Here is a 23,032-nt window from a genome sequence, read left to right on the forward strand (position 1 = left end):
GTAAATGCTAGATTTACATGATTATATTGAATCAATCCCCGACTTTCCGGAGCAAGGGATCGTTTTTCGCGACATTACACCGTTATTAGCCGATGGGGATGCCTATCGTGAGGCAACACGCCAAATTGTTGCCTATGCTAAGGAACGCCAAGTAAATGTTATTGTTGGTCCTGAATCACGTGGCTTTTTGGTGGGTGCACCAGTTGCGAATGAATTAGGACTTGGCTTGATTCCTGCGCGTAAGCCAGGTAAGTTACCGCGTGAAGTTGTTTCTGAAAGCTATGCCTTGGAATATGGGACAGCTAGTTTGGAAATGCACGTTGATGCGATTAAGCCTGGAGATAAAGTTTTAATCACTGATGATTTGTTGGCTACGGGTGGTACGATTGAAGCAACCATCAAGTTAGTTGAAGCATTGGGTGGTGAAGTGGTTGGTTTGGCATTTTTGATTGAATTATCAGAATTGCACGGACGTGACCGTTTAGCCGGTTATGATATTTTGACATTATTAGAGTATTAATCAAAAAAGCCTGCTGGTTTTCTAAAACCAATAGGCTTTTTGTGTTATAAAACAGTCGGGCGATATAAGCTCACGATTTTCCCTAAAATGTCGACGGAATCAAGGATGATAGGGTTGAGGTGTTGATTTTCAGGTACTAGTTTAATGTGGTCATTAACGTCAAAGAATCGATAAACTTGCTTACTCTGATCAGGTAGGGTAACTAGAATGATGTCACCACTGTTCGCTGTTGTTTGATGATTTACGATAAGTACGTCGCCCGGTAAAATGCCGATATCAATCATATTTTCATTCTCTTGATGAATCATAAATAGATGACTATCTTGGGTAATTAATTGTTCCGGGACTGAACGATAGCTTACCGCATCTGGCGTATCACTGTCGTTTGATGGGTCAAATAAGGGAATTGAACTGGTTGTTTCCTGCTCATTAAGTAGATTATGTCCAGCTGTCGTGACGGCTAATGCCCGCGACTTCGTTTGTTTACGTGTTAAATAGCCTTTTTTAATTAACCGATTAAGATGACCGTGAACAGTTGCGGTAGATGAAACGCCAATATGGTCGGCAATTTCACGTACAGTGGGGGCATACCCCTGCTTGTCTTGTTGATTTTGAATGAATTTCAAAATCGTAAATTGATTTGATTCGGGCATAAGGAGACTCGTTTCGCTTTTTTTTCATAATAAGCCAAAAAATGCTTAAATAACAGGTCTGAGTGAATAATTCGTGTTAAAATATTAAAAAATAGATTAAAGGAGATGCAGTTATGCGTGAAGATGAAAAAATTGAACCCGTTAGCTCTGAAGATTTAAACCATAGTGCTGATGAAGCACAGAACGGTCAAGCGCCAGCAGATGATCATATGGTTGCTGTGCGTGAGCGTATTAATGAGTTGGCTGCTAAAGCTAAGACTGATGCTGGATTGACTGAAGCAGAAACAAAAGAGCGTGCTGAATTACGTGAAGAATTTTTAGCAAATTTCCGTAAGTCATTCCGTTCACAAGTAGAAATGTTGCAAGTTTATGATGATGATGGCAATGAAGTGACGCCTGAAAAGGTACGCCAAATTCAGCGTGATAAAGGCCTTCGTGACGATTAAACTAGTCAAAGAGCCTAAATTTTGATAGCATTGAAATAGAATATAAATATTGGAGTGTAAGATGAGTACAGGGATTTGGATTTTAATTGTAATTATTGCAGCGATTCTTGGTGCAGTTGGTGGTTTCTTTATGGCACGTCGTACGATGGAGAGTTATTTGAAGAAAAACCCACCTATTAGTGAGGATATGATGCGTTCAATGATGACATCAATGGGACAAAAGCCTTCACAAAAGAAGTTGAACCAAATGATGGCACAAATGAAAGCACAATCTAATAATAAGTAATAAAAAAACCGGCATGCGCTTAAAGCATGTCGGTTTTTATTTAGTCGTTTTTCTTAGCACTTGGATCGGTGTAGACGAAATTTGGATCAATTTCATTATCTAAATCAGCAAATGCTTGTGTTAATTGTTCATCAATTAATGCGGTGTTTTCATCACTTAGTTTCATTTTACGATCGATACTAATGGGCTTACCCACGGCAACCGAAATGCGATGACGTTTAAAGGGGTTAAATAACTCGCCAAGACTAAGTGGTCCTTGATACACAACAGGGACCAATGGGGTTCCGGACATCTTTGCAATGACCACTGAACCACCTTTCATTTTTTGTGAGTGACGTGTTCCAGACGGGAACATGATTAGACTTAAATCGCTTTTCTTTAGAATGTTGACAGGCGTTTTAATGGCTGAAGGGCCGGGATGTTCACGATCAACAGAAAAGGCATTGGCATGAACCAGAATCCAGCGTAAAATGGGATTCTTGAAGAGTTCTTTTTTGGCCATAAAAGCAAATTTCTTAGGCCAAGCCATCATCGCAAAATAAAGCATGTCCCATAGTGCACGGTGTGGGCCAACGATGATATAATTTCCTTCGGCCGGTAAGTTTTCTTTACCTTTAACGGTGTAGCTACCATTGAAGAGCCATAAAATTGACGCGACAACGGCTCTTCCAAATGTGTAAAACATAATATACCTCCTGAATATAACAGTATATTATCCCACAAAGCGCTATTCAATAGCAATACATAGTAAACGGAGACCAAACATGGACGTACAATTAAAGCCTGGTGAACGCATTGATATGCTTTACAGTGATCAGGTGCATATTATTCAAAGTAAAGATGTTTTTTCATTTTCATTGGATGCGGTTTTATTAGCTAATTTTGCCAATCCGCGTAAAAGTGGACGTGGTTTGACGGTTGACTTAGGGACTGGGAATGGTGCCATTCCATTATTCATGGCCCATAAAGTTCAAGGGAAACTACTTGGTGTTGAAATTCAGCCACAATTAGCTGAAATGGCACAACGTTCAGTGGAGATGAATGAGCTGACTGATAAAATTGAAATTTTAAACGCAGACATGCGTGATATCTTTGAAACTGTACGTCCGGGAAGTGCGGATACAGTTGTTTCTAATCCACCGTACTTCTCGGTTGATTCCGAAAAAACAGTCATGAAGGAAGATGAACATTATGCGATTGCGCGTCATGAAATTAAGGCTGACTTGGCTTTGGTAACAAAAACGGCGAATAAATTGCTAAAAAATAAAGCGCATTTCTTTATGGTGCATCGCCCTGATCGTTTATTCGAAATTATTGATGCTTTAAGAGCGGCCCATTTGTCACCTAAAAAACTACAATTTGTTTATCCTAAACCTGGATCTGAAGCAAACATTGTCCTGATTGATGCGATTAAAGATGGGGATGGGACCGGAGCGCGGATTTTACCGCCAATTATTACGCATAATCCAGATGGTTCTTATCGTCAAGAAATTTTAGATATTTATGAAGGTAATCAACAGCATGACTAAACCTTACTATATGTATGTTTTGTTAACAGCAGATGGTTATTTTTATGGCGGTTTTACTGATGATGTTGGCAAACGACTGGCGACACATAATGCTGGAAAGGGCGCTAAATTTACACGGCCTAAAAGTCGACGACCGATGCGTGTTTTGTATGCCGAGGCGTTCGAGACAAAAAGTGAAGCGCTAAAGGCAGAAGCGGCCTTTAAAAAGCTGACGAGAATTCAGAAAGAACGCTTTTTACATACGGCAGGTGTTGATGATTTTTAAGCTTGCATTTGCATCTGTCTTCCTGTAAAATGTCTTATTGTTCGTTTAGAACAAAAAATACGCACTGATTTCAATAGTTTGGCAGGTGCCCCAAACGGGTCGTCGAATTACAGGCGAAATCAGGTGGAAAAACATTTGGAGGAAGATACTCATGGCAGTTATCTCAATGAAGCAATTGCTTGAAGCTGGTGTACATTTTGGACACCAAACTCGTCGCTGGAACCCTAAGATGAAGGAATATATCTTTACAGAACGTAACGGTATTTACATCATCGATTTGCAAAAGACTGTTAAGTTGGTTGATAAGGCATATAACTTTATGCGTGATCAAGCTGCTGACGGCGCAACAGTATTGTTCGTTGGAACTAAGAAGCAAGCGCAAGATGCAATTGCTGAAGAAGCTACACGTGCAAACCAATACTTTGTTAACCACCGTTGGTTGGGTGGAACTTTGACAAACTGGGAGACAATCCAAAAGCGTGTTTCACGTTTGAAGGAATTGCGTGCAATGTCAGAAGATGGTACTTTCGACGTATTGCCAAAGAAGGAAGTTTCATTGTTGATCAAGCAACGTGAAAAGTTGGAGAAGTTCTTGGGTGGTATCGCTGATATGCCTAAGGTTCCAGACGTAATGTACATTGTTGATCCACATAAGGAACAATTGGCAGTTGAAGAAGCACACAAGTTGAACATTCCTATCGTGGCTATGGTCGACACAAATGCTGACCCTGACCAAATTGATGTTATCATTCCATCAAACGATGACGCTATTCGTGCCGTTCGCTTGATTACTGCAAAGATGGCAGATGCTGTTATCGAAGGTAACCAAGGTGAAGACTCAGTTGAAGAAGAATTGACTGCAGTTAGTGCTGAAGAAGAAGGTCGCGTTGACACAATTGAAGATTTGACTGAAATTGTTGAAGGTAACAAGGAAGTTTAATCTAAAAAAACTACAAGTTTTAAGCTTGTAGTTTTTTTGTACACTAAATTGTTTTAAATAATATGAATATATCCGGATAATAACTAGAAATTTAACGTAATTTCAGTTATACTGAATTAGAAAAAATTATGCATTAAACAAGGAGATTAGACAATGGCAATTAAAGCTGCTCAAGTTAAAGAATTACGTGAAATGACTGGTGTTGGAATGATGGACGCCAAGAAAGCTTTGGTAGAAACTGACGGAGACATGGACAAGGCTGTTGATGTTTTGCGTGAAAAGGGAATGGCTAAGGCTGCTAAGAAGGCTGACGCCGTTGCTGCTGAAGGTATGACATATGTTGCTGAAGCTGGTAACAAAGCTGCCATTATCGAATTGAACTCACAAACAGACTTCGTGGCTGGAAACAAGGAATTTAATGACTTGCTACACACTGTTGCACAATTGATTGTGGACAATGAACCAGCTGACGTTGAAGCTGCTTTGGCATTGGACGTTGAAGGTCAATCTTTGAATGAATTGATCATCCACACAACACAAGTTACTGGTGAAAAGATTACATTGCGTCGTTTCCAAATTGTTGAAAAGCAAGATGGTCAAACATTGGCTGCGTACTCACACATGGGTGGACGTATTTCTTCAATCGTTTTGCTTGACGGTGCTGATGAAGCAACTGCTAAGGATATTGCAATGCACGTTGCAGCAATCAACCCTAAGTACCTATCAAGCCAAAACGTACCTGCTGATGAATTGGCCCACGAAAAGGACGTGTTGATGCACGCTGAAGACCTTGAAGGTAAGCCAGAAAACATCAAGGAAAAGATGGTTGAAGGACGTTTGCACAAGTACCTTGCTGAAATTTCATTGAACGACCAACCATTCGTTAAGGGTGACGGTAAGGAAACTGTTAGTGCCTTTGTTGAAGCAAAGGGTGGTAAGGTAGTTGACTTCGTACGTTACGAAGTTGGTGAAGGAATGGAAAAGGCTGAAAACGACTTCGCTGCCGAAGTTGCTGCACAAATGGGTTAATCCGAACTAGTAGAGGATAGATAAATTATGGCAAATGTTAAATATAAGCGTATTTTATTAAAGTTGTCTGGGGAAGCGCTAGCTGGTGAACGTGGATTTGGAATTGATCCACAAACAGTTACAGATGTAGCTGCTGACATTAAAGACGTCTATGAGCTTGGAATTGAAATTGCCATTGTTGTTGGTGGTGGAAACTTGTGGCGTGGTGAAGCTGGAGCACAAATGGGTATGGAACGTGCCCAAGCTGACTATGTCGGCATGTTAGGAACAACAATGAATGCTTTAGCATTGCAAGATGCTTTAGAATCTGCCGGAGTTCCAACACGTGTGCAAACTGCGATTGAAATGCGTCAAGTTGCTGAACCTTATGTCCGTCGTAAAGCTGTGCGTCACCTTGAAAAGGGACGTGTTGTGATTTTTGGTGCTGGAACTGGTTCACCATACTTCTCAACTGACACAACTGCTGCCCTTCGTGCTGCTGAAATTGATGCTGAAGCAATTTTGATGGCTAAGAACGGTGTAGATGGTGTGTATTCAGCAGATCCTCGTACGAACCCAGATGCAACAATGTTTGAATCGTTGACTCATGCTGATATCCTAGAAAAGGATTTGAAGGTGATGGATTCAACGGCTTCAACATTGGCACGTGATAATGATATTAACTTAGTTATCTTTAACATGAACACGCAAGGTAACATTAAGCGTGTGGTTGAAGGTGAAAATGTTGGAACAACTGTGGAGGCTAATCACTAATGGCGAATACAATCGTTGATCAAGCCCAAGAAATGATGACAAAGGCAGCTGACTCTTTGCAACGTGAATTGAGTCAAATCCGTGCGGGTGTTGCTAATCCATCAATTCTTCGTGGTGTAAATGTTGAATATTATGGTGCCGAAACACCATTGAATCAAATTGCTTCAATTACGGTGCCAGAAGCACGTGTGCTTTTGATTACACCTTTTGATAAGTCAGCCCTAAAAGATATTGAACAAGCTCTTTTTGCAGCTGATTTAGGTTTAACGCCAGCAAATGATGGTTCAGTGATTCGTCTAGTTATCCCAGCCTTGACTGAAGAAAGCCGTAAAGATTTGGCTAAAGAAGTTAAGGGTGTTGCTGAAAAGTCAAAAGTGGCTGTGCGTTCAGCCCGTCGTGATGCAATGGATGCTAGCAAGAAAGCTTTAAAAGATGGAGATTTGTCTGAAGATGAAGCCCATCAATTAGAAGATGATATTCAAAAGGCAACTGATGCTGCTGTAAAGCAAGTTGATGAAATTGCTGCTGAAAAAGAAAAAGAATTGCTTACAATTTAGTTTAGTAATTTACCGTAAAAAGCACACTCAAGCTTTGAGTGTGCTTTTTATTTTAAGTTTTGTTATAAAAAATGTGGTAAAATTAAGTAACTAATATACGATTCTCGTGAGTGTCGTATAAAGAATTAAGTGAGGACTTACGAATGTCTAAAGAATATAAATCTCGTTCCGAGCGTAGAAATGCGGAAAATACAGGAGATGCTACACATAACGATGCATTAGCAGCTGCTAATGCATCAAATGCTAAGCCGAAACGAAAGCGTAAGGTTTGGCATTGGGTGCTCATTGTAATCGCAATCCTAGCCTTGATTGTTGCAGGAATAGGTAGCGTATTATATGCGAAGTCTAAAAATGCTGCCGACAGTTCATATAAAGCATCTGATATGAAAAAAGCGCGTGATGTCGATCAAGTATTGAAGGATGGAAAGCCATTCTCGATTCTTTTGATGGGAACGGATACTGGTGAGTTGGGACGTGACTATAAAGGTCGTACGGACTCAATGATGGTCGTGACAATTAATCCGAAAGATCGTAAAACAACGATTATGTCAATTCCGCGTGATACGTTAGTGTCAATTCCCGGTTACGAGAACCAATTCCCGCAAAAAATTAATGCGGCATATGAATTAGGTTCTTCAGCAACGTCAATTCAGACCGTTCAGGACTGGTTGAATGTACCAATTGATTACTATGCCTTAGTTAACATGGGTGGATTGGAAAAAGTGGTTAACCAATTAGATGGAATTACGGTTAAGTCCCCCTTAACATTTGAATTTAATCCTGATACTGCACATGCTGATCCAGGTAATTTGTATTCATTTAAGGAAGGTTCATCTACATTTACCCATACTGGCGAAGATGGCAAGACTGAAACCTTTGATAAAATGGACGGTAAGGCAGCCTTAGCCTTTTCAAGAATGCGTTATGCTGATCCAAAGGGTGACTATGGTCGTCAAGAACGTCAGCGTATGGTAATGGAAGGAATTCTTGATAAAATTAAGAAGGATCCGACACGTGTACTTTCAAGTGGATTTATCGAAGAAGTTGGCAAGTCAACGCAAACTGATTTAACATTTGGCAACGTTATGACCATTGGTCGTAAGTATCTACCAGCTGCAAGTGAGATTAAATCAGATCATATTCAGGGTGATGGCTATATGCTTGATTCTGGATCAACAGAAGTGGTCTATCGTGATGAACAGCAACGTGCGACAGATGTGTTGCGTAAGTCATTGGGATTAGATGCGAAGACGGCCGGTAACTTATACGGTGGTGAAGTTTCTGATGATGTTTTGGCCGCTAATGGTGTGCCAAATTTGGCAGAATCGTCTGAAAAACAAACAAGCAGTGATATGATAGAACAAAGTGATCAAGGCGATGAACAAGAAACTACTGATGACCTTTATGGTGGTGAATAAATAGATAAAGAGAGACGACTTTGCGTTGTCTCTTTTTTATATAATGATATATACCAATTTGAAATTCATGTCCAATGAAAGGGCTTTTTTCAAAAATAAACGCCAATTCATAGGCAGTTCTTCATGAACACTTGACTATACCATTTAACTAGTTGTACAATAAGTAAGGTTAATATAAAAAATTAAAAGCATAAATTTAAAAGGAGTGTAACTCATGTATTGTGGAATTGTTGGATATACTGGATTGAACTATCAATCAGCACCTATTTTATTAAAGGGTCTACAAAAGTTGGAGTACCGTGGCTACGATTCAGCTGGAATTTTCGTACCAGATGTTGCCGATGGTGAGGACCAATTAGTTAAGGAAAAGGGCCGTGTGGCTGACTTAGCTGATTTAGTTGATCGTTCAGATGTTTCAGGAACAGCTGGAATCGCACATACACGTTGGGCAACTCACGGTGTACCTTCAGTTGAAAATGCGCATCCACATCAAAGTGCTGATGGCCGTTTCTATCTTGTACACAATGGTGTGATTGAAAACTATCTTGAATTAAAGCATAAGTATTTGACGGATGTACAATTTGTTTCAGATACTGACACTGAAGTTGCAGTTCAATTAGTTGCAAAGTTTGTTCAAGACGGTCTATCAACTTTTGATGCGCTTCAAAAAATGACAAGCCTATTAGCTGATAACTCAGCTTATGGTTTCTTGTTAATGGATGACCAAGAACCAGACACAATGTATGTGGCTAAGCGTAAGTCACCATTGCTAATTGGAACAGGTTCTGACTTTAATGTCGTTACATCTGATGCCATTGCAATGCTTGATGAAACAAAAGATTTCATTGAATTGAATGATGATGAAATTGGAATTGTTAAGCCAGAGTCTGTTCGTTTGTTCAATAAAGATGGTGAAGAAATTACACGTGAACCATTCCATCTTGATATTGATGCTTCTGAAACAGATAAGGGAACTTACGAGTACTACATGCTTAAAGAAATCGATGAACAACCAATTGTGATTCGTCGATTGCTAGACAAGTACTTCGGTGAAAATGGTGAAATCTTAATTGGTGACCAAATTGTTTCAGATATTCAAAAAGCCGACCGTATTTATATTGTGGCTGCCGGAACTTCATACCACGCTGGTTTGATCGGGGCACGTATGTTTGAAAAGTGGGCCGGCATTCCAACTGAAGTTCATGTTTCTTCAGAATTTGCTTACGAGCAACCTTTGCTTTCTGAGAACCCATTCTTCATTTTCTTGTCACAATCTGGTGAAACTGCTGATTCACGTGAAGTTTTGCAAAACGTTAACCGTGCCGGTTTCAAGTCATTAACAATGACTAACGTTGAAAAGTCAACGCTTTGGCGTGAAGCAACTTATGCTTTGCCTTTGGTAGCTGGTCCTGAAATTGCCGTTGCATCAACGAAGGCATATGTTGCGCAAGTAACATTGGAAGCAATCTTGGCCTATGCGATGTCAGAACGCATTGACCTTGATTTGGAACAAGAACTATCAACAATTGCTGTTGATATTCAAGCCATTGTTGATGACAAGGCTGTGTTCCAAGAAGTGGCGAATGAATTGTTAGTGCCTGCTACTAGCACATTCTTCATTGGACGTGGATCTGATTCAGACGTTTCTTTGGAAGCTGCTTTGAAGCTTAAGGAAATTGCCTATGTTCAAGCTGAAGGTTTTGCTGCTGGTGAATTGAAGCACGGAACATTAGCTTTGATTGAAGATGGAACACCAGTAATTGCCTTGTTGACGCAACCAAAGACTGCTGGTCTTGTACGTGGTAATATCGCTGAAACACAAGCACGTGGTGCGAACGTTTATCGTATTACAACAAGCGTATTAGCTGAAGAAGGTGAAAAGGGTTACGTCCTTCCAGACGTTGATCCATTGCTTGCACCATTATTGGCAGTTGTTCCAACACAAATGTTGGCATACTATACATCATTGGGCCGTAACTTGGATGTTGATCACCCACGTAATTTGGCTAAGTCAGTGACTGTTCAATAATAATCATTTAAACATCAGAGGCATGAGTGAATTACTTGTGTTTCTGATGTTTTTTGTTAGATTTTTTTCTGGGTTAGAATCCCTTTTCTCAAAAAATATTTGCTATACTTAAGAGGCACATACAAGGGGGGATTTCAAATGAAAATAGCAACATTACCAGAGGAATTTCAAGCAGCGTTACCGATTTTAGAAACCATTGAAGCAGCCGGGTATGAGGCTTATTTTGTGGGCGGATCAGTACGTGATACCCTTTTAAACAAACCAATTCATGATGTTGATATTGCAACATCGGCTTTTCCAGCAGAAGTGAAAGCTTTATTTGAAAAAACAGTGGATACAGGTATCGAACACGGAACTGTCATGATTTTAGATCACGGACAAGGATATGAGACGACGACTTTTAGAACAGAATCGGATTATACGGATTTTCGTCGTCCGGACGAAGTGACCTTTGTTCGATCATTGAAAGAAGATTTAAAGCGGCGTGATTTTACGGTAAATGCATTGGCGTTAAAGCGTACAGGTGAAGTTATCGACTTATTTGATGGAATTTCAGATTTGGAAAACCATGTTTTACGTGCAGTTGGAAAAGCAGAAGAACGTTTTCATGAAGACGCTTTGCGAATGATGCGAGCTGTGCGTTTTGCGGCGCAATTAGATTTTAAAATTGAGGATAATACGCAACAATCAATTCAAGACAATGCTGCTTTGTTAGCAAATATTTCGATCGAACGTACGAATGTTGAATTCACGAAATTGATGCAAGGTCGTGCAGCAACATATGGCATGTTAGAGTTGTTGAAAAATCGTTTGAATCTGTACATGCCAGGGTTAGAAAATGCAGATATAGATTTGATTGGTATGGCTGAATTGTTGAAGGTGGCCCAACCAACAGATGACACGCAGGCATGGGGCCTTTTGGTGTTTGAACTAGGTTTAACCCCTGAAGATGCAGGTAGCTTTTTACGGAAATGGAAACATAGTAATGAGCTCATTAAGACCATTCAAACAAGTATTGCTTTATTAAATGTGTTGCGCTTAGGTGAAGCATCTGATTGGGAGTTATATATGACAGGGTCAGCGCTACCAACGGCAATCGTAGTAGCCAATCTATCTGAATTACAGTTAGATACTGATGAAATTGCTGCCCGTTATGATCAATTATCAATCCATGCACGGCATGAATTAGCGGTAACCGGAAGCGATTTGATGACTAATTTGGATGTGAAACCTGGTCCTATTCTTGGTAAAATATTAAATCAATTGGAGCATGAAGTTGTTGAAAATAAAGTAGCAAATTTGAAACCTGCGTTACTTTATCGTGCTGTTGAAATGATGGAAAAAGAGAAAAAATAATTTATGAAACAATTTCGAGCAAATAATTTAACCAGTATATATGGTGAAAAAACGTTACTAGATCATATTTCGTTTTTAATTGAAACAGGTGATCGTGTTGGTGTAATCGGGGTTAATGGTTCAGGAAAAACAACCCTTTTAAATGCAATTTCAGGCTTAACGCCAGCTGATTCTGGTGATTTGGAGATGCCAAATGACTATACAATTGGCTATCTACAACAAGATCCAGACTTGGATGATGATAAAAAAGTTATGGATGCCGTTTTTTCTGGTGCACAACCAGTCTTTCAATTAATTCGTGATTATGAGAGTGCTTTAGATGCCTATGCGGCAAACCCAGAGGATGCAAAAATTGAGCAGCGTTTTACCAAGTTACAGGCCCAAATGGACCAAGATGATGCTTGGTTAGCCGAGTCAGAAGTGAAATCGATCTTGACCCAACTTCATTTGCCGGACCTAGATATGAAGGTTAGCCAACTATCAGGTGGACAGAAAAAGCGTGTTGGGCTCGCGCAAGTCTTGATTCAAGCGCCTGATTTGCTTTTGTTAGATGAACCAACTAACCATTTAGATTTTGATTCAATTGCATGGCTAGAAAAATATTTAAGCGAGTATCGTGGTGCTGTGATGACCGTGACTCATGACCGTTATTTCTTAGACCATGTGACGAATCGTATTTTTGAATTGTCATTTGGACAATTATATGAATATACCGGTAACTATCAAGACTTTGTGCAAGCAAAAGCGGAGCGTGTTGCTGCCAGTAAAGTTGCCGACCATAAAAATGAACAATTATATAAAAAAGAACTTGCTTGGATGAAAACAGGGGCGAAGGCTCGTTCAACGAAGCAAAAAGCACGTGAAAATCGTTTTGCTGAAATCTCTGATCAACGTGGTACTTTACAGCTAGATGATGAAGTTGAAGTGTCATTAGGCCAATCTCGTTTAGGGAAAAAGGTTATTAATGTTGAACAAGCAGATTTAGCGTTTGATGATCGCGTTATTTTAAAAGACTTTAATGAATTGATTCAAGCGAATGAACGCATCGGGATTACAGGACCAAATGGGACTGGAAAATCAACGCTCTTAAATGTGATTGCCGGGCGTCAGCAGCTGGATTCAGGGATTGTTGAAATTGGTGAAACGGTGAAGATGGCCTTTTATACGCAACAGACTGAACCGATTCCAGAGGATAAACGTGTTATTGAATATTTGAGCGATGTAGCGGAAGCAATTGTCGATCAAGCTGGTAATCGTGTTTCTGTTTCTGATTTGTTGGAACAATTCTTGTTCCCAAGTATGATGCATGGCACATTGATTCGTAAATTATCTGGTGGTGAAAAACGACGCCTTTATCTGTTAAAACTTTTGATGCAATCACCAAATGTGTTGCTCTTAGATGAGCCAACCAATGATTTGGATATTGGTACATTAACTGTGTTGGAAGACTATTTGCATCAATTTGTGGGGACTGTGATTACTGTTTCCCATGATCGATACTTCCTTGATAAGGTTGCAGATAAATTGTTGATTTTGCATGGACAAGGCGAAATTACGCGTTATGCGGGACTATTCTCTGACTATTTAGCGCAATATGGCGCACCTACGATTGAGAATGCCCCTAGCAAGCAACATCACGACACTGAAGCAAAACTGGATGCAAGTGCCAGTTCTGTTGAAACACCGATTGTTGAAAAACCTAAAAAGAAAAAGCTCACTTGGTCTGAGAAACAAGAGTGGGAAACGATTGAAGATGATATTGCTAAGTTAGAAGCACAAGTGGAAAAAATTGAAGCAGATATGATCGAGAATGGTGCTGATTTTAGTCAGTTAAGTATTTTACAGCATGATTTAGAAGAAACAAATCAAGCTTTAGAAGATAAAATGAATCGTTGGGAAGAATTATCAGAACGTGTGGAGGATTAACATGACAACTATTTCTTTAGTTTGGGCACAAACCAATGATGGGACAATTGCCGTAAATAACCAAATTCCATGGCATCAAAAAGATGATATGCTGTTGTTTAAGCAAGCAACTTTGAATAAGGTGATTGTGATGGGGCGCCATACCATGGAAAGCTTTAATGGACGTCCCTTACCTAAACGTCTTAACCTGGTTCTAACGCATGATGAATCATTGGCAGTGCCTGAAGGTTTCCAGAAGGTTCATTCTGTTGAGGAGGCTATCGATGTTGCCAAGGCTGCCAACTTAGACTTAGCAGTTATTGGTGGAAAGCCCATTTATGAATCATTCATGCCGGTTGCCGACAAATTAGTTGTCACGTATCTTGATACAGACTTAACTGGGGATGTCAAAATGCCCAAAGTCGATAAGACAGTCTGGAAAGGGACCCCAATTGCTCAAGGAACGCATAATGAAGCAAATGATTATGATTATGAAGCCCTTGAATATGAACTTCGTGATTAATATTTTGCCATAAGCATGACAATTAAAGTTTAGAAGCGTAAAATGTAGTTAATCAACAATAGGTGGTGAGAAAATCATGAAGTATATTACCTTGTTTTTCTGGACATTTATTTTGGGTGAAGTCTTAGGTTATATTGCAAGTGCCCTTGCAGCTGTATCATATGATGCAACAGCAGTATCACTATTTTCAGCTGTTATTGCATCAATCGCAGCCATTGGTGAATTTGCAATTTCTAAATCAGCAACACCAAATGCCCACTAATCGGATATGTGTAAGAAAAAAGCCAATCTTTCATAGATTGGCTTTTTCGCGCTCATCAAAAAAATGATATGATAAAGATACTGAAAACGCTGAAAGGGGATTGCGGATGGTACCTTTAAAAATACGGACAGCCTTTACCTTATTGAAAAGTCCCACATTACCAGCAACGTTAGTGGCAGATGCTAAGCAAAAGGGCTATCAAGCTCTGGCATTAACTGACGACAATACCTTATACGGCATGGATAATTTTTATCAAGCCGCCAAAAAAAATGATGTAAAACCCATTTTAGGTTTAACCGCTAATTTAATGGGTACTGACATTGCACAAATTTTTCCATTGGTTTTATTAGTTGAAAATCAACAAGGCTATCAAAATTTGTTAGCGATTAGCAGTCGTTTAATGACTGAGGAACAAGCACCGCGTTTAGCTGACATAGCAGATTTACTTACGGGATTATATGTTATTTTTCCAACCGTAAGTGAATTGTCTGTTTTATTGAGTTCAAGCAAATCATCAGCAGAAGCGCTATTGCAAAAAGTACGCGCAATCGTTGCTGAAGATCATTTGTTTTTGGGTGTGACGCCAATCATGGCGAGTGAGCGCATTGCGGAGCTAAAAACACTGGCAGAGCGCTTTATGGCACCCTTAATTGCACTAGGTGAAGTTGACTATTGTCAACCGCAAGATGGTTTTGCCATGCAAGTGATTGAAAAAATTGGCTTGGGTGAAACAATTCAAAATATTGGACAAGCCCATACACATACGGCTGAAAATTATTTACCTAAACCTGACGATTGGACATTAGCTTTTGAACAAGCTGGTTTAGGGGATGCGGTTGCAATGACAGATTGGTTGGCTGATCATAGTCAATTCGAAATGGCGCCACAAGAAAACAATTTGCCGAAAATTAATTTACCTGCTGATACGTCCGCCAAGGATTACTTGAAAGCATTAGCTCAACAGGGACTAACTGAACGTCTCTCAGATGTTGATAGTCGCTATCAAACTCGCTTGGACTATGAATTAGGTGTTATTGATGAATTAGGTTTTGATAATTATTTCTTAATTGTATGGGATGTCATGAATTATATGCATCAAGAGCATATTCGAACAGGGCCTGGGCGTGGTTCAGCAGCAGGTTCTTTAGTGGCATATGCGTTACATATTACGGATGTTGATCCAATTGCATACGATTTATTGTTTGAACGTTTTTTAAATCCACAACGCGCGCAAATGCCGGATATTGATATTGATATTCCTGATAATCGACGTGAACAAGTCTTAGATTATTTGCATCAAAAATATGGTCATACACAAGTTGCACAAATTATTACTTTTTCAACGATGAGTGCCAAAGCAGTTATTCGTGACGTTGCACGTGTTTTTGGCTTAACGCCAACACAGATTGATCAATTATCTAAGACAATCCCACGTCAATTAAATTTGACTTTACAGACGGCATATGATGAATCGCAAAGTTTTCGCAATGCTTTATTTGATTTGCCGGTTGATGGTGAGTTACTGTTTGAAACGGCCAAGCGTTTGGAAGGCCTACCAAGAAATGCTTCTTTGCATGCAGCTGGAGTCGTGTTATCAGCAACACCTATTCAAGAAACGATGCCGGTCCAATTAGGTGAAGATGGTCGCTTAGTGACACAATTACCCAAGGGGCCGGTTGAAGCACTGGGACTGTTAAAAATGGACTTTTTAGCTTTGTCTAATTTGAATATTTTAGATACCGCTTTACGTGAGGTAGCCAAGCAGGATCCTGATTTTCATATCGAAACGATTGATTTAAATGACGTGCAAATGTTGACGGCATTTCAAAAAGGTGCCACGAATGGTGTGTTCCAATTTGAATCTGCGGGTATGAAAAACATGTTAAGGCAAATGCACCCGGATAGTTTCGAGGATATTGTAGCCGCCAACGCACTCTTTAGACCTGGTCCAAGCCAAAACATTGGTCATTTTATTGCCCGTAAACATGGTCAAGAACAGCCAACCGTATTGGATGAGAGTATTGCGGATATTTTAGCGCCAACCTATGGCATTATTGTTTATCAAGAACAAGTTATGCGTGTGGCTGAACGTTTTGCCGGATTTACTTTGGGCGAAGCCGATTTATTAAGACGCGCAATGTCGAAAAAAGATGCAGGTAAATTGGCTAACATCAAGACTGATTTTATTGCCGGAGCAGTAGCAAATGGCCATACAGAAGCGCTAGCACAAGAAGTATATGGCTATATTGAGACTTTTGCGCAGTATGGGTTTAATCGTTCGCATGCGGTGGCGTATTCAAAATTAGCCGTCCAATTGGCCTATGTTAAAGTCCACTATCCATTGGCCTTTTATAAAGCGGTCTTAAACGATGCAATTGCCGATAAAGCTAAAGTGAGTGCCTATATTTCTGAGGCCCGCGCGGCTGGTGTGCAGGTGTTGGGACCAAGTATTAATCAAAGTTGGCAAGGTTACAGTGTTAATAAACAGGGGCAATTGCAAATGGGATTAGCCTCAATTCTTGGTTTGCGACGTGATTTCCGGACGGAAGTGCTTGAAAACAGAAAGAATAACGGTCGCTTTAAAGATTTGACGCAATTTATTGGTAGTTTATCAAATAAATATCGTAAGATTGAACAATTAGAGCCCCTTGTGTATGTGGGCGCCTTCGATGAATTTAATGATAATCGCCGCGCGTTAGTCGAGTCGCTGCAGAGTTATTTAGATGCAGTTGGCCTGGCGGGTGAGTCCATGTCCATGTTTGATACGCTTGAACCAAAAATTCGTGAAGTCAGCGATTATTCGACTGATGAACGTTTGAATTATGAGCATGATTATTTGGGTGTCTATTTAAGTGGGCATCCCATTGAAGCTTATCTTGGTCAAGAACATACTGATATTGCCAATTTGGCATCCGGTATGAATAATGTCGTTTTGATTGGTTATATTCAAAATGTTAAAGTCATTCGAACCAAAAAGGGTGATCAAATGGCTTTCGTTGATGTGATGGATTTAACTGGTGATATCTCATTAACTGTTTTCCCGAGACTCTATCAACAAGTCCAAACTGATTTAGAAAAAGGAAACACGTTACGAATTCGCGGAAATGTTGAAGGACAGCGTGGCCGTGATGGCATTCAAGTGCTTGCTGAACAAATTCAAAAAGCACCGATGGCTCAATCCGTTGCTAAATCAGATAAACAAGCAGTTCCCAAAGGACGCTGGTTTCTACGAATTCCGGCTGAATTGGATACTGCTGAGATGATGCGTCGTTTACAGCCGGTATTACAAACACATCACGGGGTGAATCCAGTGCTGGTGATTGAAGCGGCATCAAATAAGAAAATTGCATTAGCCGAACAACAATATTTATCGTATGATTTGGAAACAACTCAGGCTTTGACAGAAATATTGGGACAAAATAATGTCGTTTTTCAAACGAACTAATTAAAAAACAGTCATTTTCATAACATTTATATGAAAATGGCTGTTTTTTTGACGGAAGTGATGCTTTTTACATGTCTATTTTTTTACAATTTTAATAGGACGCTATGTCAAAATATAAACATGCGTTACAATGATAAATAAGTATAGTGATGGTTGCATAATCATCGCAGCAGTTATTCACGAAATGAACTGGGGAAAAGTATGGTAGAAGCAAAAGTAGTTACAGCTGAGGATGTGCACAACACAGTTGCATCCTATATGAATCCAGAGCACGTTGCCAAGGTTGACCGTGCGTATCAATTTGCAGCCGATTTGCATGTTGATCAAGTCCGTCAATCTGGGGAACCTTATATTGCGCACCCAATTCAAGTTGCTGGTATTTTAGCAGATTTAAAAATGGACCCAGATACGGTTGTTTCTGGTTATTTGCATGATGTGATTGAAGATACGGATGCAACTTTGGATGAATTACGTGAACAATTTGGAGACGACGTTGCCAACATTGTTGACGGTGTGTCAAAAATTTCAAAAATTAAATATAAATCATCACGAGAACAATTGGCCGAGAATCATCGTAAACTGTTATTGGCGATGTCCAATGATATTCGTGTCATTATTGTTAAATTGGCGGATCGTTTGCATAATATGCGCACATTAGATGCATTACGACCTGAAAAGCAAAAGCGTATTGCTTCAGAAACATTGGAAATCTATGCGCCTTTGGCGGATCGTTTAGGAATTATGACGATTAAATGGGAATTAGAGGACTTGTCATTACGTTATCTAGACCCAGAAGGCTATCATGAAATTGCGAGTTCGATGAAGTTACGTCGTCGTGAACGTTTGCAAATTGTGGAAGAAGCAGTCTCAGAAATTGAACAAACAATTGAAGAATTAGATTTAAAGAATGTCGATGTGTATGGACGCCCTAAACACATTTATTCAATCTATCGTAAGATGGTGGATAAAAAGAAGGATTTCCAAGATATTTTTGATTTATCAGCGATTCGGGTAATTGTTGATTCAATCCCAGATTGTTATGCCGTTTTAGGCGCGATTCATGCGCGCTGGACGCCGATGCCAGGTCGTTTTAAGGATTACATTGCTTTGCCAAAAGCGAACGGTTATCAATCATTGCATACTACTGTGATTGGGCCAAGCGGACGGCCTTTAGAAGTTCAAATTCGAACGCATGCCATGCACGAAGTCGCAGAATACGGTGTGGCTGCTCATTGGGCTTATAAAGAAGGTAATGTTGATGGCGCTGATGTTGAAAATAACGATGAGCAAAAGTTGAATGTGATTCAAGGTATCTTGGATTTGCAAGATGATGCGAGTGATGCGGATGACTTTATGGAATCCGTTAAGGGTGATTTGTTCTCTGATCGCGTCTATGCTTTTACACCAGAAGGGGATGTCATTGAATTGGCCAAAGGCGCCGGTCCCTTAGATATGGCTTACAGTATTCATACGAATATTGGAAATCATACAACGGGTGCACGCGTGAATGACCATATCGTACCGTTAGATTATCAATTGAAAACCGGTGATATTGTTGAAATTATTACAGCACCAACGGCTAAGCCTAATCGTGATTGGCTAAATATGGTAAAAACACGTCGTGCCCGCAATAAGATTCGTCAGTACTTCCGTAAGCAGGATCGTGATGAAAATATTGATGCTGGTAAGGCAATGTTGGCGCAATGGCTGAAAGAAAATGACTTTGACCCAGCTGAAATTATGACCGATGCCAATGAACAATTTGCAACGCAAAAGACGCATTTTAATAGTGCGGATGACATGTATGCAAGTATTGGTTTTGGCGACACAAAACCACAAGGTGTGGCTAATAAATTTACCGAAGAAAAACGCGAACAGTTAGAAGCTGAGCGTCAAGCTGCGGAACAAAAAGCCATTTTAGAAGAACATGAAACGCTTGAAAAAGAGGGTAAGTCTGAAAAGGAACATAAGAAGCGTAAAGATCGCATTGTGATTGATGGCGTTGATAATATGTTGATTCGTTTTGGACATTGTTGTACGCCGGTACCAGGTGACGAGATTAAAGGGTATGTCACACGTGGACGTGGTGTATCAGTGCATCGTGTCGCATGTCCTAACTTACAAGCGGTCATGAAGCAAGGTCAGGGCTTGATTGATGTTGCATGGGAGAATCAAGACGGCTTTAATAATGAAGAATTCGAAGCTGATTTGAGTGTGCGTGGGATGAATCGTGATAAATTGTTGAGTGATGTGATGCGAACAGTAACCAACAATACAAAAACATTATCATCGATTAATGGACGTATTGAAAATAAGACAGATGCAAATGTGTCATTAACTGTGGGCGTTCAAAATTTGACACAACTAGAACTCATCATGGATACGGTCCGTAGTATTCCTGATATTTATGAAGTTAAGCGAGTGTTTAAATAAAAATGAAAGTTGTTGTACAACGCGTATCATCTGCTAAGGTTAGTGTTGAATCAGAAATTTTAGGTCAGATTGAACAAGGTTTTATGTTGTTAGTAGGCATTCAAGATACGGATACTGAAGTTGAAATTGATTATTTGGTCAGAAAAATTACAAATTTAAGGGTTTTTGAAGATTCAAATCTAAAAATGAACCTAAATATACGAGACATTGATGGTGCGATTCTATCAATATCACAATTTACTTTGTATGCTGATACACGCAAGGGCAATCGACCAAGTTTTACAAAAGCGGGTGCGCCTGATTATGCTGCGCAAATGTATGATTTATTTAATACAAAATTACGTGAGCAAGGTTTGACCGTCGGGACTGGAAAATTTGGGGCTGATATGCAAGTTGAATTAACCAACGATGGGCCAGTGACGATTCTATTTGATACAGATAGAAAGTGACGAATAGGCTGATAGATGGCTATACATGTGAATTAGTAAAACATGTTTTTGTAATATTGTTGAAAAGCACCGGACGTAAATGTTTGGTATAATTTAAAAGTAATAAAAATAAAGTAAGGGGAGAATGCTATGTCTGAAAAATTGATTCAACTTCGTGTCGAAGATAGTGTTAAAGATAAGGCAGATGAAATCTTCAAGGCTCAAGGTTTAACAACTCAAACAGCCATCAAGATTTTTTTGACGCAAGTTGCTAATACAAGTCAATCACCATTTGATAACTTGTTTTCAGGAAAATAGAATAGTTTGATTTAATTCGGTTGGGCGAAACGCTTCAAGATTGACTGTTTGGGGGAACAGTTATCTTGGAGCGTTTTGTCTTATAAGGTAAAGGAGTGGGAGCTCATGGAATTTGTATACTTCGTTATTTTGATTGTTTCTGCATTACTAGGTGGTCAGGTTGCAACCAAATTAGGGTTATCCAATGTGGTTGGTCAATTGATCGCAGGAATTTTGGTTGGACCAGCGTTACTAAATTTTGTTCCGAGTTTACACAGTATTCATGTTGTCGGTGAATGGGGAGTTTTGCTATTAATGCTTAATGCAGGACTTGAAACTGACGTCGCTGAATTAAAGCATAATATGAAGGCAGCTTCGTATGCTGCGGTCTTAGGGGTTGTTTTTCCGTTAATTGCGTTCCCCGTGATGGCTCTCTTGTTTGGGGTTAAATGGGACACCGCTATTTTCTGGGGAATTGTTTTTGCGGCAACATCTGTTTCAATTACATTAGCTGTGTTGAATGAACAAGGTAAGCTAACGAGTACAGCTGGATCAGTTATTTTGGGTGCGGCCGTCTTAGATGATATTATCGCCTTGTTGCTAGTGGCTGCATATTCAGTGTTCTTAGGTGGTTCTGGATTGGGAATTAGCTCAATTATGCCGTTAGTTGCCTTTGGGCTAGGGCTCCTTATGCGCCGTTGGTCGAAGTCAGACGAATTCCTCGATTGGAGCAATAAGATTGGGACCTGGACCTTATTCCCAATTTTCTTTGGTTCAATTGGATTGATGATTAGTTTTGATAATTTTATGAAAGAAGCAATTTTCCTAGTTATCTTAACTATTTTAGCCGTTGGAACAAAGTATTATGGAGCTGGATTAGGCGCTCGTATGGCAGGTATCAATGCGGTTGATAGTCGTGCCGTGGGTGCTGGAATGGTCTCACGTGGTGAAATGGCCTTAGTGATTGTACAAATTGGTTTGTCGGCCGAGATTATTTCACATCAAGAGTTTTCAAGCTTCGTGATTGTGGTTATTCTATCAACGATTATTGCCCCAATCATGCTCCGTCCATTGTTGGATAAAGTTACTGATTAATCGAATAAGTATGAATGTTTGTTAAAAAGGAATAATAACGTATGAACCAGTTGGTTATTAATGATGCTTTGATACAAGCATTAAAAAGCGCTGATTTAGATACTAATTCAGAAAGCTTTCGTAGTCTTTTACTTGATGCAACTTTGTTAGTTCGTGGTCAAGAAATTGATGATCGTTTTGAATTTACACTAATTAAAAATGATGCCGATATGTACGTTTTAGATACGTATACGAGTTGGTCGCAACTTGCTGGGGATGAAACAGTGTTCTCAATTCATTTTCAAGAATTAGTGAATGCAATGCGTGAGTTAGATGATATTGACGGGTTAATGTTAAATAATAACATTGTGCTATCGAAAGAATCATTTTTTCATAGCAATAAATTGTTTTTAGCCGCATTGACAGCTGATGATACAGAACTAGAGGAACACCTCATTCCCTTGTTGGCAAAAGATATTAATCGTGCTTATGTTGGCAAAATGATTCAAGGTGAGCATGTACAGCTACAATTAGTAGTTGCGCCATGGACTGAAGGTCTTCAGCAAGAAATTGAAACTGAATGGCATGCATATATAGAAATGCATGCTGGTATGCCAGACATCAAAGTTGTGTCAGAAGAAAGTGATGAAGGTCAGTTTATGATGGCTCATTTTAGTCCGGTCTTCTCAAAGTAAACACCGGGTCATACGGTTAAAAAACTACTTAGTGGGTGTGTGATATCTATCAGAGTGGATTGAAAAAGTCTGTCAGAAATGACAGACTTTTTCTTTTGGATAAATTTTTATTAGCAGTAGTTATAATACTTGTTGGTCATAATTTAAGCTTTATTTAAGTTGAACAAATTTATAATTAACTTGTTTATT

23 protein-coding genes are annotated in these 23,032 nt (G+C 39.6%); 21 read left to right on the plus strand and 2 right to left on the minus strand.

Features of this window, described 5'->3' with window-relative positions:
* Positions 1–4 precede the first annotated feature (4 nt).
* Positions 5–520: an adenine phosphoribosyltransferase gene (locus tag IV67_RS04020; protein WP_057787367.1), complete on the plus strand. Its 516-nt coding sequence runs from the start codon at positions 5–7 to the stop codon at positions 518–520.
* Between the two features lie 44 nt (positions 521–564).
* On the opposite strand, the gene lexA is transcribed toward IV67_RS04020, so the two are convergent.
* Complete coding sequence (gene lexA / locus IV67_RS04025) at positions 565–1,173, minus strand: transcriptional repressor LexA (protein ID WP_057787369.1); 609 nt, start codon at positions 1,171–1,173, stop codon at positions 565–567.
* A gap of 209 nt (positions 1,174–1,382) precedes the next feature.
* On the opposite strand from lexA, the gene IV67_RS04030 reads away from it, so the two are divergent.
* Together IV67_RS04030 and IV67_RS04035 are read left to right on the plus strand one after the other, a co-directional pair.
* Positions 1,383–1,619 carry a DUF896 domain-containing protein gene (locus IV67_RS04030; RefSeq protein WP_057788244.1) on the plus strand — a complete coding sequence of 79 codons (237 nt, stop codon included), beginning with the start codon at positions 1,383–1,385 and terminating at the stop codon, positions 1,617–1,619.
* Positions 1,620–1,680: 61 nt separating this feature from the next.
* A complete protein-coding gene (locus tag IV67_RS04035; protein WP_057787371.1) occupies positions 1,681–1,905 on the plus strand; it encodes a YneF family protein in 225 nt (74 codons plus the stop codon).
* Between the two features lie 40 nt (positions 1,906–1,945).
* Here the strand turns inward: IV67_RS04035 and IV67_RS04040 are convergent, their stop codons facing one another.
* The gene (locus IV67_RS04040) at positions 1,946–2,590 is read right to left on the minus strand and encodes a lysophospholipid acyltransferase family protein (RefSeq protein ID WP_057787373.1); all 645 of its coding nucleotides are present in this window, start codon (positions 2,588–2,590) and stop codon (positions 1,946–1,948) included.
* 79 nt (positions 2,591–2,669) lie between these two features.
* Between IV67_RS04040 and IV67_RS04045 the strand changes: the two genes are divergently transcribed.
* From IV67_RS04045 to IV67_RS04130, 18 genes are all read left to right on the plus strand, one after another.
* Positions 2,670–3,434 carry a tRNA1(Val) (adenine(37)-N6)-methyltransferase gene (locus IV67_RS04045; RefSeq protein ID WP_057787375.1) on the plus strand — a complete coding sequence of 255 codons (765 nt, stop codon included), beginning with the start codon at positions 2,670–2,672 and terminating at the stop codon, positions 3,432–3,434.
* Positions 3,427–3,699 carry a GIY-YIG nuclease family protein gene (locus IV67_RS04050; RefSeq protein WP_057787377.1) on the plus strand — a complete coding sequence of 91 codons (273 nt, stop codon included), beginning with the start codon at positions 3,427–3,429 and terminating at the stop codon, positions 3,697–3,699. The genes IV67_RS04045 and IV67_RS04050 overlap by 8 nt, the downstream gene beginning before the upstream one ends.
* A gap of 151 nt (positions 3,700–3,850) precedes the next feature.
* Positions 3,851–4,639 (plus strand): 30S ribosomal protein S2, encoded by a 789-nt coding sequence (rpsB, locus tag IV67_RS04055; protein WP_057787379.1) that lies wholly within the window; start codon positions 3,851–3,853, stop codon positions 4,637–4,639.
* Positions 4,640–4,792: 153 nt separating this feature from the next.
* Positions 4,793–5,668: a translation elongation factor Ts gene (gene tsf / locus IV67_RS04060; protein WP_057787382.1), complete on the plus strand. Its 876-nt coding sequence runs from the start codon at positions 4,793–4,795 to the stop codon at positions 5,666–5,668.
* Positions 5,669–5,695: 27 nt separating this feature from the next.
* Complete coding sequence (gene pyrH, locus IV67_RS04065) at positions 5,696–6,421, plus strand: UMP kinase (protein ID WP_057787384.1); 726 nt, start codon at positions 5,696–5,698, stop codon at positions 6,419–6,421.
* A complete protein-coding gene (gene frr, locus IV67_RS04070) occupies positions 6,421–6,978 on the plus strand; it encodes a ribosome recycling factor (RefSeq protein ID WP_057787386.1) in 558 nt (185 codons plus the stop codon). The genes pyrH and frr overlap by 1 nt, the downstream gene beginning before the upstream one ends.
* A 143-nt stretch (positions 6,979–7,121) precedes the next feature.
* Positions 7,122–8,396 (plus strand): LCP family protein, encoded by a 1,275-nt coding sequence (locus IV67_RS04075; RefSeq protein ID WP_083486666.1) that lies wholly within the window; start codon positions 7,122–7,124, stop codon positions 8,394–8,396.
* Positions 8,397–8,610: 214 nt separating this feature from the next.
* A complete protein-coding gene (glmS, locus tag IV67_RS04080) occupies positions 8,611–10,425 on the plus strand; it encodes a glutamine--fructose-6-phosphate transaminase (isomerizing) (RefSeq protein ID WP_057787388.1) in 1,815 nt (604 codons plus the stop codon).
* A 138-nt stretch (positions 10,426–10,563) separates the two neighbouring features.
* A complete protein-coding gene (locus tag IV67_RS04085) occupies positions 10,564–11,781 on the plus strand; it encodes a CCA tRNA nucleotidyltransferase (protein WP_057787390.1) in 1,218 nt (405 codons plus the stop codon).
* Between the two features lie 3 nt (positions 11,782–11,784).
* A complete protein-coding gene (locus tag IV67_RS04090) occupies positions 11,785–13,707 on the plus strand; it encodes an ABC-F family ATP-binding cassette domain-containing protein (protein ID WP_057787392.1) in 1,923 nt (640 codons plus the stop codon).
* 1 nt (position 13,708) lies between these two features.
* Complete coding sequence (locus IV67_RS04095) at positions 13,709–14,209, plus strand: dihydrofolate reductase (RefSeq protein WP_057787394.1); 501 nt, start codon at positions 13,709–13,711, stop codon at positions 14,207–14,209.
* Positions 14,210–14,285: 76 nt separating this feature from the next.
* Positions 14,286–14,471 carry a YjzD family protein gene (locus tag IV67_RS04100; protein ID WP_057787395.1) on the plus strand — a complete coding sequence of 62 codons (186 nt, stop codon included), beginning with the start codon at positions 14,286–14,288 and terminating at the stop codon, positions 14,469–14,471.
* A gap of 106 nt (positions 14,472–14,577) precedes the next feature.
* The gene (locus IV67_RS04105) at positions 14,578–17,916 is read left to right on the plus strand and encodes a DNA polymerase III subunit alpha (RefSeq protein WP_057787396.1); all 3,339 of its coding nucleotides are present in this window, start codon (positions 14,578–14,580) and stop codon (positions 17,914–17,916) included.
* Between the two features lie 201 nt (positions 17,917–18,117).
* Positions 18,118–20,349, plus strand: coding sequence for a RelA/SpoT family protein (locus IV67_RS04110; RefSeq protein WP_057787398.1), 2,232 nt, complete (start codon positions 18,118–18,120; stop codon positions 20,347–20,349).
* 2 nt (positions 20,350–20,351) lie between these two features.
* A complete protein-coding gene (gene dtd / locus IV67_RS04115) occupies positions 20,352–20,798 on the plus strand; it encodes a D-aminoacyl-tRNA deacylase (RefSeq protein ID WP_057787400.1) in 447 nt (148 codons plus the stop codon).
* Between the two features lie 129 nt (positions 20,799–20,927).
* A complete protein-coding gene (locus IV67_RS04120) occupies positions 20,928–21,095 on the plus strand; it encodes a type II toxin-antitoxin system RelB/DinJ family antitoxin (protein ID WP_057787402.1) in 168 nt (55 codons plus the stop codon).
* A gap of 105 nt (positions 21,096–21,200) precedes the next feature.
* Positions 21,201–22,169, plus strand: a complete 969-nt coding sequence (locus tag IV67_RS04125) for a cation:proton antiporter (protein ID WP_057787404.1) — start codon at positions 21,201–21,203, stop codon at positions 22,167–22,169.
* A 41-nt stretch (positions 22,170–22,210) separates the two neighbouring features.
* Complete coding sequence (locus tag IV67_RS04130; RefSeq protein ID WP_057787406.1) at positions 22,211–22,843, plus strand: hypothetical protein; 633 nt, start codon at positions 22,211–22,213, stop codon at positions 22,841–22,843.
* Positions 22,844–23,032 lie beyond the last annotated feature (189 nt).

This window comes from Weissella minor, assembly GCF_001437425.1.
GTDB classification, from domain to species: domain Bacteria; phylum Bacillota; class Bacilli; order Lactobacillales; family Lactobacillaceae; genus Weissella; species Weissella minor.

Bases quoted from the DNA above. Each gene is read 5' to 3' on its own strand.
- IV67_RS04020 (WP_057787367.1), top strand. From the start codon at position 5: ATGCTAGATTTACATGATTATATTGAATCAATCCCCGACTTTCCGGAG.
- lexA (WP_057787369.1), bottom strand. From the start codon at position 1,173: ATGCCCGAATCAAATCAATTTACGATTTTGAAATTCATTCAAAATCAA.
- IV67_RS04030 (WP_057788244.1), top strand. From the start codon at position 1,383: ATGGTTGCTGTGCGTGAGCGTATTAATGAGTTGGCTGCTAAAGCTAAG.
- IV67_RS04035 (WP_057787371.1), top strand. From the start codon at position 1,681: ATGAGTACAGGGATTTGGATTTTAATTGTAATTATTGCAGCGATTCTT.
- IV67_RS04040 (WP_057787373.1), bottom strand. From the start codon at position 2,590: ATGTTTTACACATTTGGAAGAGCCGTTGTCGCGTCAATTTTATGGCTC.
- IV67_RS04045 (WP_057787375.1), top strand. From the start codon at position 2,670: ATGGACGTACAATTAAAGCCTGGTGAACGCATTGATATGCTTTACAGT.
- IV67_RS04050 (WP_057787377.1), top strand. From the start codon at position 3,427: ATGACTAAACCTTACTATATGTATGTTTTGTTAACAGCAGATGGTTAT.
- rpsB (WP_057787379.1), top strand. From the start codon at position 3,851: ATGGCAGTTATCTCAATGAAGCAATTGCTTGAAGCTGGTGTACATTTT.
- tsf (WP_057787382.1), top strand. From the start codon at position 4,793: ATGGCAATTAAAGCTGCTCAAGTTAAAGAATTACGTGAAATGACTGGT.
- pyrH (WP_057787384.1), top strand. From the start codon at position 5,696: ATGGCAAATGTTAAATATAAGCGTATTTTATTAAAGTTGTCTGGGGAA.
- frr (WP_057787386.1), top strand. From the start codon at position 6,421: ATGGCGAATACAATCGTTGATCAAGCCCAAGAAATGATGACAAAGGCA.
- IV67_RS04075 (WP_083486666.1), top strand. From the start codon at position 7,122: ATGTCTAAAGAATATAAATCTCGTTCCGAGCGTAGAAATGCGGAAAAT.
- glmS (WP_057787388.1), top strand. From the start codon at position 8,611: ATGTATTGTGGAATTGTTGGATATACTGGATTGAACTATCAATCAGCA.
- IV67_RS04085 (WP_057787390.1), top strand. From the start codon at position 10,564: ATGAAAATAGCAACATTACCAGAGGAATTTCAAGCAGCGTTACCGATT.
- IV67_RS04090 (WP_057787392.1), top strand. From the start codon at position 11,785: ATGAAACAATTTCGAGCAAATAATTTAACCAGTATATATGGTGAAAAA.
- IV67_RS04095 (WP_057787394.1), top strand. From the start codon at position 13,709: ATGACAACTATTTCTTTAGTTTGGGCACAAACCAATGATGGGACAATT.
- IV67_RS04100 (WP_057787395.1), top strand. From the start codon at position 14,286: ATGAAGTATATTACCTTGTTTTTCTGGACATTTATTTTGGGTGAAGTC.
- IV67_RS04105 (WP_057787396.1), top strand. From the start codon at position 14,578: ATGGTACCTTTAAAAATACGGACAGCCTTTACCTTATTGAAAAGTCCC.
- IV67_RS04110 (WP_057787398.1), top strand. From the start codon at position 18,118: ATGGTAGAAGCAAAAGTAGTTACAGCTGAGGATGTGCACAACACAGTT.
- dtd (WP_057787400.1), top strand. From the start codon at position 20,352: ATGAAAGTTGTTGTACAACGCGTATCATCTGCTAAGGTTAGTGTTGAA.
- IV67_RS04120 (WP_057787402.1), top strand. From the start codon at position 20,928: ATGTCTGAAAAATTGATTCAACTTCGTGTCGAAGATAGTGTTAAAGAT.
- IV67_RS04125 (WP_057787404.1), top strand. From the start codon at position 21,201: ATGGAATTTGTATACTTCGTTATTTTGATTGTTTCTGCATTACTAGGT.
- IV67_RS04130 (WP_057787406.1), top strand. From the start codon at position 22,211: ATGAACCAGTTGGTTATTAATGATGCTTTGATACAAGCATTAAAAAGC.